At 68.5% G+C, this 11,776-nt stretch carries 8 protein-coding genes and 1 pseudogene; 8 read left to right on the top strand and 1 reads right to left on the bottom strand.

The features are described from left to right. Window positions 1-159 precede the first annotated feature (159 nt). Both mutS and D7Y15_RS38790 read left to right on the top strand, forming a co-directional pair. Window positions 160-2,925 (top strand): DNA mismatch repair protein MutS, encoded by a 2,766-nt coding sequence (gene mutS / locus D7Y15_RS38785; RefSeq protein WP_121755713.1) that lies wholly within the window; start codon window positions 160-162, stop codon window positions 2,923-2,925. Between the two features lie 127 nt (window positions 2,926-3,052). Further along, entirely contained in the window at window positions 3,053-4,219 is a 1,167-nt protein-coding gene (locus tag D7Y15_RS38790) for a serine/threonine-protein kinase (RefSeq protein ID WP_121755714.1), read from the top strand. Window positions 4,220-4,225: 6 nt separating this feature from the next. Here D7Y15_RS38790 and D7Y15_RS38795 read toward each other — a convergent pair whose 3' ends face one another. Then, window positions 4,226-4,585: a helix-turn-helix transcriptional regulator gene (locus D7Y15_RS38795; protein WP_120580430.1), complete on the bottom strand. Its 360-nt coding sequence runs from the start codon at window positions 4,583-4,585 to the stop codon at window positions 4,226-4,228. A gap of 157 nt (window positions 4,586-4,742) precedes the next feature. On the opposite strand from D7Y15_RS38795, the gene D7Y15_RS38800 reads away from it, so the two are divergent. The 6 genes and pseudogenes from D7Y15_RS38800 to D7Y15_RS38825 form a co-directional block, all read left to right on the top strand. After that, entirely contained in the window at window positions 4,743-6,563 is a 1,821-nt protein-coding gene (locus D7Y15_RS38800; protein ID WP_121755715.1) for a serine/threonine-protein kinase, read from the top strand. A gap of 24 nt (window positions 6,564-6,587) precedes the next feature. Next, entirely contained in the window at window positions 6,588-7,505 is a 918-nt protein-coding gene (locus D7Y15_RS38805; protein ID WP_169819861.1) for a DUF2381 family protein, read from the top strand. 126 nt (window positions 7,506-7,631) lie between these two features. Continuing rightward, window positions 7,632-8,786, top strand: a complete 1,155-nt coding sequence (locus D7Y15_RS38810; RefSeq protein ID WP_158626947.1) for a DNRLRE domain-containing protein — start codon at window positions 7,632-7,634, stop codon at window positions 8,784-8,786. Window positions 8,787-9,024: 238 nt separating this feature from the next. Continuing rightward, window positions 9,025-9,375, top strand: a complete 351-nt coding sequence (locus D7Y15_RS38815) for a DUF2019 domain-containing protein (RefSeq protein ID WP_121755717.1) — start codon at window positions 9,025-9,027, stop codon at window positions 9,373-9,375. Between the two features lie 301 nt (window positions 9,376-9,676). After that, window positions 9,677-10,774: a pectin acetylesterase-family hydrolase gene (locus D7Y15_RS38820; protein ID WP_121755718.1), complete on the top strand. Its 1,098-nt coding sequence runs from the start codon at window positions 9,677-9,679 to the stop codon at window positions 10,772-10,774. Between the two features lie 127 nt (window positions 10,775-10,901). Then, window positions 10,902-11,776, top strand: a pseudogene (locus D7Y15_RS38825) (hypothetical protein); the annotation flags it as partial.

Raw genomic sequence — 11,776 nt, forward strand, 5'->3', positions numbered from 1 at the left:
GTCGCCATGTCGCCGGGCAGCCTGCCGGGGGGCGGAGGGCCAGCAAACCGTTTTCGGAAAGGAGCCCGCCGAAATGTCGGACGCCGGTGGTAGGCATACGCACCAGGTAGGGGCGCCGGTTCGTTGATCCGGGGGTAAGGTCGTGAGAGAAGGTCGGGGATGGCGTTGACGCAGCAGGCGAAGACAGGCAAGGCGGCGGACGTGGTGCTGCCCGACGTGGACACGACTCCGGAAGTCGGAGCGGGAGAGGCCCCCGCGGGTGCGCGGGAGATCGCTTCCCTGACCCCGATGATGCGCCAGTACCTGGAGGTGAAGGCGCTCCATCCGGACACGGTGCTCTTCTTCCGGCTGGGTGACTTCTACGAGATGTTCTTCGAGGACGCGGTGAAGGCCTCGGAGCTTCTCCAGATCACCCTCACGGCCCGGGCCAAGGGCGCGGACAAGATCCCCATGTGCGGGGTGCCGTACCACTCCTCGCGCCGGTACATCGCGAAGCTGGTGGAGCACGGCCTCAAGGTCGCCATCTGCGAGCAGGTGACGGAGCCGGGCGCGGGGCCGGGCATCGTGCAGCGGGAAGTGACGCGGGTCATCACCCCCGGCATGGTGCTGGACGACGAGGTGCTGGAGCCGCAGGCCAGCAACTTCCTCGCGGCCGTGTGCTGGGGGGAAGCGGGCTTCGGCGCGGCGCTGCTGGAGGCGTCCACCGGCGAGTTCTACACCTTCGAGGCGCAGGGCCTGTCGGAGCTGGTGGAGGGCCTGTCGCGCGTGGAGCCGCGCGAGCTGCTGGTGCCGCAGGGCATGCGGGACGCGCCGGAGGTGGTTCAGGTGTGCCAGCGGCTGTCGCGCGTGCCGGCCGTGGCGGAGAGCGAGGGCGCGGCCTTCGAGCACACCCGGGCCTCCGCGTTCCTGCGCTCGCACTTCAACGTGCAGTCGCTGTCCGCGTTCGGGTTGGACGGCTCGCCGCTGGCCACCGGGGCGGCCGGGGCCGCGCTGCGCTACCTCAAGGACACGCAGAAGACGCCCGCGGCGCACGTGGACCGGCTGTCGCGCCAGGAGCGCGCGGGCTGCCTGGTGATGGACGAGTCCTCGCGGGGCAACCTGGAGGTGCTCAAGAGCCTGCGCGACGGCGGCCGCAAGGGGTCGCTGCTGGGCGTGTTGGACAGGACGGCCACGGGCCTGGGCGCGCGGAAGCTGGCGCGCTGGCTGTCCGCGCCGCTGTGCTCGCTGCCGGAGATCGAAGCGCGGCTGGACGCGGTGGAGGAGCTGTCCGGCAAGAGCGTGTGGCGCGAGGAGCTGGTGGCCACCCTCAAGGAGGTGGGCGACCTGGAGCGGCTTTGCGGCCGGCTGTCGCTGGGCGCGGGCAACGCGAGGGATTTGCGCGCGTTGGGGCTGTCGCTGACGCAGCTGCCGAAGCTGGGCGCGGCGCTCGCGCGGTGTGACGCGTCGCTCTTGAAGTCGCTGTCCGGGCCGCTGGGCGCGCTGCCGGAGCTGGCGGACCTGCTGATGCGCGCGGTGACGGACGAGCCGCCGGTGGTCATCCGCGACGGCGGCTTCATCCGGCCGGGCTACCACGCGGAGCTGGATGACCTGGTGGCGCTGTCCACCACGGGCAAGGACTACCTGCTCAAGCTGGAGCAGCGGGAGAAGGACCGCACGGGCATCTCCTCGCTGAAGATCCGCTACAACAAGGTGTTCGGCTACTACCTGGAGGTGACGAAGGCGAACCTCCACGCGGTGCCCAAGGACTACATCCGCAAGCAGACCACGGTGGGCGCGGAGCGCTTCGTCACCGAGGAGCTGAAGGAGTACGAGGAGAAGGTCCTCACCGCGGAGGAGCGCCGCGTGGTGCTGGAGCTCCAGCTGTTCGAGGAGCTGCGCACGAAGGTCATCGCCGCGGCGCCGCGCATCCGTTCCGCGGCGGAGGCGGTGGCCACGGCGGACGCGCTGGTGTCCTTCGCGCGGTGCGCGGCGGAGTACGGCTATACGCGGCCCCAGGTGGACACGGGCGAGGGGCTGACGATCACGGGCGGCCGGCACCCGGTGGTGGAGCGGATGCTGGGCTCCGGCGAGTCCTTCGTCCCCAACGACGTGCGGTTGGATCCAGAGGACGCGCAGCTCTTGGTCATCACCGGCCCGAACATGGCGGGCAAGAGCACGGTGATGCGGCAGGTGGCGCTGACGGCGCTGATGGCGCAGGCGGGCTCGTTCGTGCCGGCGAAGGCGGCGCGCATCGGCCTGTGCGACCGAATCTTCACGCGCGTGGGCGCGGCGGACAACCTGGCCCGAGGGCAGTCCACGTTCATGGTGGAGATGACGGAGACCAGCCACATCCTCCATCACGCCACCAGGAAGAGCCTGGTCATCCTGGATGAGATTGGCCGAGGCACGTCCACGTTCGACGGCTTGTCCATCGCGTGGGCGGTGGCGGAGCACATCCACGACAAGGTGGGCGCGAGAGCGCTCTTCGCCACGCACTACCATGAGCTGGTGGACCTGGCGCGCGAGCGGCCCCGGGTGAAGAACCTGTGCATCGCCGTGAAGGAGCAGGGCGGCAAGGTCATCTTCCTGCGCAAGCTGATTCCTGGCGGGGCCAGCCGCTCCTACGGCATCGAGGTCGCGAAGCTCGCGGGCCTGCCGCCGGAGGTGGTGTCGCGCGCCCGCGAGCTGCTCCAGAACCTGGAGTCCGGTGAGCTGGACGACGCGGGCCGTCCCCGCGTGGCGGTGCGCTCCACGAAGCGCGTGGCCCCGGTGAACGCGGGACAGCTGGGCCTGTTCGGTGGGGCTCCGCAGCCGGCTCCCGTGGCCGCGCCTCCCGAGCATGCGGAGGTGCTGGAGTCACTCCGGACCGCATCCATTGACCGGATGACGCCGCTGGACGCGCTCAACCTGCTGGCGAAGCTGAAGCAAACGTTGGGTACCTCCTGAGAGGCGGAGGGCGTCGCGCCGGTCATGAAGAACACCTGATAGATTCAGCATGGTGGACTTTTAAAGTTCAATAAGTGAAGACTCCCCGTGCGGCGCGCTCGCGCCCCTGCTCATGCCCGGAGGAGTCATGACCCCGTCCACCCCCGACCGCGGAGGTAGCACCCAGCCCGCGCGTCGCCAGCCTCCGCCGACGCCCGCGGCGCCGCGCCTCCTCTTCTGCGTCGATGGCATCCGTTACGAGGCCGTCCGCGAGCTGGTGCGGATGCAGACGGGGGAGCTGCTGATGTTGGCCCGTCGGCGACAGGAAGCAGACGATGCATTGTCGGGCCTCTGCCTCGTGCGCAGGCTGCCCAACCCCTCCACCTACCTGCGCCGCAAGCGGCTGGTGGAGGAGGTCCAGCTGGCTTTCCGCCTCAACCATCCCGGCATCGCCCAGGTCTACTTCCGGAAGGTGCACGAGGACTTCCTGCACGTCGTCATGGAGCACGTGGACGGGCCTTCGCTGGAGACGCTGGTCAGCGCGGGGGTTGCGCGCGGCAGGCCTGTCTCCGAGGCCTTCGGCCTCTACGTGGGCGCGGAGCTCGCGGAGGCGTTGCACCATGCACACGCGCTGACGGACGAGGAGGGCAGGCCGCTCGGCATCATCCACCGCGACGTCAATCCCCGGCACGTCTACGTGGGTGCGCACGGCGGAGTGAAGCTGACGAACTTCGGCGCGGCGTACTCGATGATGGTGGGGCGCGAGGAGTCCCCCATGAACCTCGTCCGGGGGGACGTGGCCTATGCCTCGCCCGAGTACCTGGAAAAGCAGCCGCTGTCTCCGCGCTCCGACGTCTTCAGCCTGGGCGTGCTGCTGGTGGAGTTACTCACCGGCAAGCACCTCTTCGACGTGCAGGACGTGCACCTGGTCCCCACGGGACTGGCGCCCCTGCGGATTGAGATCCTCCCCTCCCTGCCGCTGACGCAGATGCGCATCCTGCTCGCGAGGTTCAGCCCTGCGGACGTCGAAGCGGCGGTCGCGGGGCTCTCGCCGGACGTGAAGGCGCTGCTGCACACGGCCCTGCGAGCCGACCCGACGGAGCGCTTCGCCACGGCGGCGGACCTGTGTGGCGCGCTCCGTGCCGCGTTGGCGGAACGGCACCCGGGCTATGGGCGCCACGAGGCTTCCGAAGAGGTGGCGCTCGTGCTGGCCGAGGGCAGTTGCCTGCGGGCCGCGGTGGAGTTCGGCGAGGGTGGCCTCTTCCCTGAAGGGCTGGAGGAGCACGAGTTCGGAGGACTGCCCCCGCGGAAGTAGCAGCCTTCAGCGGGTCAGGACGGTGGCGACATGAAGGAGCGCCTCCAGCTTCTCCGCGTCCAGCTTGCGCGCGAGGTAGAGCAGCCGCCGCAGGGCGGGGGTCTCGTCCTCACGCGGGCGCGGGCGCTGGCCCTTGCGGCCTCGCACCAGGGCGGTGAGGCCCAGCATGTCCTCCGGGGACACCTTCAGCTCCGTGCACAGCCGGTAGAGCGTTGGGACGCTGGGCAGCATCTTCCCGCGCTCCAGGCGGCTGTAGACGGTGGAGAGAAGGCCGACGCGGGGGCCTACCTCGGCTTGCGTCAGGCCCTGCTCTTCGCGGGCGGCACGGGCGGTTCTGCCGAGGGTGATGGCCAGTTCTTCATTCATGGGACCGGCTCGGGAGCAGGTGGAGGAGGATGCGCAGCTGGGGCATCCCAGGTGCCGCGCGAGGTTTATCAGACGACACCGGGCTGCTGGCAGCGTGCACGCCCGCGCGGAGAGGACGTCGCATGCGAGTGGCCCGGAGTTCCCGAGGAAGGACGTCATGAGGCCGCCACCCGCCATCCTGCCGCCCGGGGCCGAGGTGCTGGGCTACGCGGTGGAGTGTCAGCTGGGGCAGGGCGGCTTCGGCACGGTGTACCTCGCGCGCAACGCGGGCCAGCCCTTCGCCTTGAAGCTGCTGCACCTGCCCCGCGTGGGTGAGCGGGTGGAGCGGGAGGTCTCCATCCTCTTGAAGCTGCACCACCCCAACGTGGTGGGACTTCAGGGATACGGCTTGTGGCCGCCCGGGGCGCCGCAATTCGCCGTCATCGCCATGGAGTACGTGGACGGGCGCCGGCTGGACGTCTGGGCGGACGAAGAGAACCCCACTGCGCGACAGGTGGCGCGCGTGGTGCTGGGCGTGGCGCGGGCGCTGGCGGCTTCGCACGCGGTGGGAGTGCTGCACCGGGATGTGAAGGAAGCCAACATCATGGTGCGGGCCTCGGACGGCGTGGCCAAGCTGCTGGACTTCGGCATCGGCGATTACGAGGGCGCGCGGGGGCTGACGGTGGACATCCTTCCGCCGGCGACGCCGGAGTACCGCGCCCCGGAGGCGTGGCGCTTCTTCCGGAAGCATGTCCACGTGCTCGGTGCCCGTTACGAGGCCGGGCCTCCGGACGATTTATGGGCAATGGGCCTGGTCCTCTACGCGCTGCTGACGGCACGGAAGCCTTTCGACGAGGCCGACGACCCCAGCTTCATCGAGGCCGTCATGAACCGCGAGCCGGTGGCGCCGCACGTGGAGAACGCACGGGTCCCCCGAGCGCTGAGCGATGTGTGCATGCGCCTGCTGGAGAAGACGCCGGAGACGCGCACGTTGAGTGCCCTGGCCGCCGTGACGGATTTGGAGCGGGTGCTGGCGGGCGCGGACGCGCAGTGGAACGTGCCGCTCTGCGATGCCTACGGTGAGGACAGCGCGACGACGGAAGGGGGCCGGGACAGCGAGGAACTGTGGCTGCGTGCGCCCCTGTACCGGCCCCGCCGGGGCAAGCGGGCAACTCCGCCCGCCGCCGAAGCCGCGACGACCGTCCCCCGACCCCCCGTGAAGGCGGCGCCGAAACCGCGTGGGCGTTCGCGGGCCTGGACGACGGTTGCGCTGGTCCTGGTGCTGTTCGCAGCGGGGGCGACGCGGATGCTCTGGCCGTCCCGAATCGAGAGGGGCGACCCGGCCCGTCAGGAAGTAGCGGCTTCTTCCGAGTCGCCTCAAGCTGACCGCGCCGCGGCCCCCACCGGGCCGGAGGCCACCGCCGCGGCCGTCGCGCTCCCCGCGACGCTCCAGGAGGATTCAGCCACCGTGACGACGCCGCCGAAAGACACGCAGCCCCTTCGTTTTCCCCAGAAGCCCGCGAAGAAAGGACTGGGCGTCATGGCCCGTGCGGTGAGCACTGCGGCGGCTTGCACGGCGCTCGCGTGTCCTGGACCGCAGGTGCGCCAGCCTCCGCCGCCGGAGCCGTGTCCAATTGGAGCCGTGAAGGCCATGGCGAAGTGGGGGATAGCCATTGGGGACAAGCATCCGGCGCGCTTAGCCATGGGAGATCCCCGGGTCATTTCAATCGGAGAGGGGCCCGTTGAGGTCTACAGCATTGGCGACTGGAAGGGCCTTCCGGGCAGGACCGCCCTGTCAGGGCGGAGCATCGTGCGTGACCGTGTCTATGCTCGCCTCACCTGGGCGACGACGCCCGAGGGCGACAGCTTTCCCGTCTGTTTTGACGTCCATGCGGAAGAGGGGCCGAGGGGGGTGGCGCGAGAACCAGGCGACGACGCTCCCTCCCGGGCGCGCATCTTTACGATCGCCGATGTGAAGGCGGTCGCTGAGTTCGAATAGCGAATCGAACGGAAAGATTGTCGAGTGCCTCCTTCATCACGGGTCGTCCTCCTGGGTCTGCTTCTCATAGGGAATGCGGTGGCTGCGCAGCCGGAGGCTTCGTCTTCAGTGCCAGGTGCGCGGCGCATCGAATTGAGCCCGGAGGGTACAGAGGGCGTCAGTGAAGTCGTGGTCAGCCCGGGCCTTTCCACGATGCTTCTCTTCGACTCGGAGTTGCAGCGGGAGAGCATTGAACTGGAAGACCGACAACGCTTCTCCCTGGTCGATGTGGGGCAGGCCACCCTCAGGATCGTGCCTTCGGTGAGCACCACTCCGGGCGATCGGTTCAAGATGACAGTGCGCTTCCGGAACGGTGCGGCGCCATCGACCGCCGTGTTCCTGCTGAAGGTGCATCCCGCGAAAGCAGAGGCCACCATCGAGGTCTATCGGAATCAGCGGACGATTGAGACGTATCAGCAGGAAATCCGGGATGCGCGCGCGGAGGTCTTGCGTTGCAAGGGCGAACTGGCTCGGATGGCGTCTGACCACGAGATGCCGGGTGGATTGACGGGGCTCCTCATCCATGACGGATTGGACCCGAGCGGTGTGGCGGGTCAGGTCCTGACAAGGGACATCGCGAAGACACCGGCCAGCGGACTGAAGGCGACCACCTTCAAAAGCTATCGCTCCAGCAAGTTGGTGGCCGTGGATGTATGGATTGAGGTGAAGTCCGGAGCGCTGCCGTGGAGGGCGGAGGGGGCGACGCTCAAAGACAGGTCTGGCCAGGAGTTGAAGGTCCTGCATGTGTGGCAAGCAACGTCCATCCTTCCGGGAAAACGCGAAGGACGCGTGATCGTGGAGGCAGAGGCTCCGGCGGCCGAAGTCCACGGGCCCTTCTCGCTCAAGCTCTGGGAGGCAGATGGGCCTCGGAGCATCACGCTCGGGAATGTGACCTTCCCTTGAGCGCGGGCGGCCTGGTTCATGGCCGACCCTCCATTTCCCGGGATGCAACCCGGCCTGAATACACACCGACTCCATCGTGTCCGTGAGATTGGGAGCAATCGATGCTCTCTTCACGAAAAGGCAGACATGATGAGTCGCTTCAGACTTCCGTCGACATCTTCTGTAACAACCCTGCTGGCGGTGGCCGCTCTATCGGCCCCGTCACTGGCGCTGGCGGCGTCCACGACGGTGACGCTCACGCCCGTCGCGGACTCCTACGTCTCGCCGGACGGACCGGACTCGAATTTCGGGAACCATGGGACGTTCATCGTGAACCGGGGGTACGCCGAGGCCTACCTGCGGTTCGATTTGAGCAGCATTCCCCCGGATGCGGTCATCACGGCCGTCAGTCTCAGCGCGCTGGCCTACGACGGCTACGCGTACGGGGGCGACGGCAATGTCTACACGTCCTTCGTCGCGGACGATTCGTGGCAGGAGATGGGCATCACCTGGAACAACCGGCCCGCACCGGCGGCGACCCCGGTGGGCGAGTGGTTCCTCTGGTACGACTACACGCCGGTGGACAAGCTGGGCGTCAACTCCAATGCCGCGCTCATTCCCGTCGTGCAGGGAGAGGTCGCGGGCGACCAGAGGGTGAGCTTCCGGCTGCACTCGCCGGGCTACAAGACGCGCTATCGCTCGCGTGAGTACGCCACCGCGGCCCAGCGTCCGGCGCTGACCATCACCTACCGGGACAACGAGCCCGTCACCGTGGCGCTGGAGCCCGAGGCGGATGCGTACATCACCGGCGGCGACCACGGTGAGAACACGCTGAACTACGGCGGCGAGCAGTCGCTGCTCATCGACTACCGGTGGGACCGGAAGTTCTTCCTGCGGTTCAACCTGGGCAGCATCCCCGCGGGGGCCCACATCCAGGCCGTGAAGCTGTCCGCCACGGCGTTCACGGGCCGCTCGCCCGGCGGTGATGGCAACGTGTACGTGTACCCGTTGTGGGACAACACCTGGGACGAATACACCATCACCTACGACAACCAGCCGTGGCCGTACTGGTCGCTGCTTGGCACGTGGTGGATCTGGTATCCCTCCGTCAACCCGTACTTCGATCAGGTGGGCGTCACGGAGGATCCGGCCTTCATCTCCGTGCTCCAGACCGCTTCGGACGCCACCGACCGGCGCATCTCCTTCCGGCTCAACGGCCCGTACTACGCGACGAGCTACTACTCGCGGGAGTACCCGGACGCGTCCAAGCGTCCCAAGCTGGAGGTGACGTACCTGCCGTGATGCCGCGTGCCCTGTCCTGAAGGTCAGGGCGCCCCTACGCAATTGCTTCCGTCCTCGTTCGATAGGGGAGTCAGGACGGAAGCAAGGGGGCTGTCTCCACAACGGTGCTTCCGTATCGCTTCGCCTTCGTCTTGCGCGCGGCCGCACTCTCCTCGGCGGCTCTGCACCGGTAGCTCTGCCCCTCGATGCTGATGATGTCCGCAGGGGGCATCGAAAACATCAAGAAGGGAATCTGGCGATGACGCCTGCGGCACTCGTCGATGAATTCGCCTCTCACGTTGAGGCGCAGACTGACGCGATCTTCCGGGGAGACGCCAAGACCGGAAACAAGCACGCGAAGAAGTACCAGGCCGCGATGAGGAAGCTTCGGGAGATCGGCGACGAAGGTCGCGAGGCACTCACGGTCCTGCTGAATCACTCACGAATGGATGTTCGAGTCGCGGCAGCGGCATACCTGCTTCGCTACAGGACCCACGAAGCGAAGGCCGTCCTGGAGCATGCAGCGGGCGGCGAAGGGTTGGCGGCGTTCGAGGCCTCGGAGGTGCTGAAGCGCTGGGAGGAGGGGGCATGGAACCTGGATCCAGCCTGACAGGGAGCGAGCACTGACGCGGGCGCGAATCAAGCGCGAGCACCGGTCGTGAAGTGGGCTGCGCGCCCGCCATCCCCCATGGCCCCCCGCAGCGTCCGACTCGACCAGGTGCCTGGGGCGGTGGCGCGGTTGGTGCTGGGTAGGGCTGGGCTTGGCGATCATCGCCGTGCAGGGGGACGACATCGGGTCGCCGGTGGGGCCGACGGGCAGGTCAGCCACGCTGCGTGCGAAGCGCGGCTGAGGGAGGGAGGCCGTCGCCGGGGAGGAGGCCCGCCGCACGGCATGTGTGTTATTCGAAGACATGCCGACCCGCCTCGTGACGCTCCTGGGCATCCTGGTCCTTTCCGCCTGCGCGAATCCTCCCGGAGACAGCGGGGGACCGCCGGACGCGGGAGCGGGTGACTACGATCTCCCGTCCATCCCCTACACGGTGGACGCGGGCGCCCCCATCGACGCGCCCCCTGAATCCTGGACGTTCGTGCCCGTCTCCGACGCCCACTGCGCGAACGGGACGTCCACGGGCATGGCCGTCAACCTCACGGACCGCTCCAAGCGGGTCGTCGTCTTCCTCGCGGGCGGTGGCGCGTGCTGGGAGGCCGCCGCCTGCGCGTTGGGCACGGCCACGCACATCACCGACACGATGGGTGCGGCTCCCGTGCTGGCCGAGGCCCGCGCGCCGGAACTCGCGGCGCTCTTCGACCGCGACGACGTCCGCAATCCCTTCCGCGACGCGAGCTTCGTCTACATCCCCTACTGCACGGGCGACCTCCACGCGGGCACCCGCATCCAGACGTATGACTGGTTCGGCCCCAAGAAGGTCGAACACGTCGGCGCCCGGAACATGGATGCGTACCTGCGACGGCTCCAGCCGACCTTCCCCCAGGCCGACCGCGTCTGGCTCACCGGCATCAGCGCGGGCGGCTACGGGGCGACGTTCCACGCGTGGCGCGTGCAGAAGGCCCTGCCCTGGGCGCGGGTGGACGTGCTGAATGATTCGGGGCTCATCATCAACACACAGGGGGATGGCCGCTACGGCACGATGCGCGCGAGCTGGGGCATGGAGTTCCCTCCCGGCTGCACCGGGTGCGACACGGGCTTGTCGGCGGTGCTGGGCGCGTCCGCGCGGCTGCTCCCCGCTCCCCGGCGCTACGGGATGCTCGGGTACCTCCAGGACGGCACCATCTCCCTCTACTTCGGACTGGAAGGCGCGCAGGTGCAGTCCGGCCTGGAGGCGGTCCGCGCTTCCGCGGCGCCGAACGTGAAGACCTTCTACCTGCCGGGCAATCCTCACGTGCTCCTCTCCCAGCCGGAAGCAGCGAACGGCGCGGGACTCACCGTGCGAGGGTGGATCCAACAGTTCGCGGCGGAGGATCCAGCCTGGGACCACGCCGGCCCCTGACGTGACGTTTCCCTGAGTCTCACGCCAACGTCGAGGAGCATCGCGGGGACGTGAGGGAGCATTGCTCACCTCCAGGTCCGCTTTGGCTTCGGCCGTCCGATAGTGGATCCCTTCTCGGGAGGCGTCGATGTTCGTGCGTCGGAGCTGGGCCGTCGTGTTGCTGCCGCTGTTATCCGGAGCGGGGTGGGCGGAGGAGCCTGCCGACTCCCAGGACTCTGAAGCGGTGGTGGACTCCCTCTTCACCGAGACGGATGGGTTCGTACCGCTCGAGCCTTCCGGTGAGGAGGGAGAGGCACAGCTCAAGGACGCTCCTCCGCGCCCCTCGCCGCCCGACTCAAGCCCGCGCTGGGCGAACCTCGTGAGCCTGGAGACCACGACGTTGGCGTTGCATTCGCGGGGGACGGTGGGACGAGACGAGGGCTTTCTGCAGGTGGCGCCGCGGTTGGTGGTCGCCAGACCCGGAGTGCTTCACCTCGGCCTGGGTGCCCCGGTGCGGCTGCGGATGTGGGGCGGTGGGGAAGGGGCCGGCCTCGTGCGGAAGGAGGACTGGGACACGCTGTCCGACTGGGGCCAGGTGGTGCGCATCCTCACGGTGGGAGGGGATGCCCCGAACTCGCTGTGGATGGGCGCCCTGGAGTCCTACACCCTGCTGTCCGGGCACCTGGTGCGTCGCTACAACAACCGAGGCAACCCCGACTACCACCCCGCCGGGGCGGTGGTGACGGGCCTGCTGGGACCTGTGTACGTGGAGGCCTTCGCCTCGGACGTGCTGGGTGCGCGGCTGATGGGAGCAGAAGTCGTCCTGGACGCGCAGCACCTTCTCTTCGGCCGCCCACGCAATCCCTTGCAGTACATGCTGTCGCTGTCCGCGGTGCATGACTGGGGGAAGGCCGGAGGGACATTGGAGCCGATGACGCTGGCCCACCTGGATGGGACGGTCATCCTCGTGCGGCACAGGAACCCCGAGGGCGGTTTCGAGTTGCAGGTGATGGGGGGCTGGGG

Origin of the sequence: Corallococcus sp. AB030 (genome assembly GCF_003668965.1) — a bacterium.
Classification (GTDB): Bacteria; Myxococcota; Myxococcia; order Myxococcales; family Myxococcaceae; genus Corallococcus; species Corallococcus exiguus.

Bases quoted from the DNA above. Each gene is read 5' to 3' on its own strand.
- D7Y15_RS38800 (WP_121755715.1), top strand. From the start codon at position 4,743: ATGAGGCCGCCACCCGCCATCCTGCCGCCCGGGGCCGAGGTGCTGGGC.
- D7Y15_RS38810 (WP_158626947.1), top strand. From the start codon at position 7,632: ATGATGAGTCGCTTCAGACTTCCGTCGACATCTTCTGTAACAACCCTG.
- D7Y15_RS38815 (WP_121755717.1), top strand. From the start codon at position 9,025: ATGACGCCTGCGGCACTCGTCGATGAATTCGCCTCTCACGTTGAGGCG.
- D7Y15_RS38820 (WP_121755718.1), top strand. From the start codon at position 9,677: ATGCCGACCCGCCTCGTGACGCTCCTGGGCATCCTGGTCCTTTCCGCC.
- D7Y15_RS38790 (WP_121755714.1), top strand. From the start codon at position 3,053: ATGACCCCGTCCACCCCCGACCGCGGAGGTAGCACCCAGCCCGCGCGT.
- mutS (WP_121755713.1), top strand. From the start codon at position 160: ATGGCGTTGACGCAGCAGGCGAAGACAGGCAAGGCGGCGGACGTGGTG.
- D7Y15_RS38795 (WP_120580430.1), bottom strand. From the start codon at position 4,585: ATGAATGAAGAACTGGCCATCACCCTCGGCAGAACCGCCCGTGCCGCC.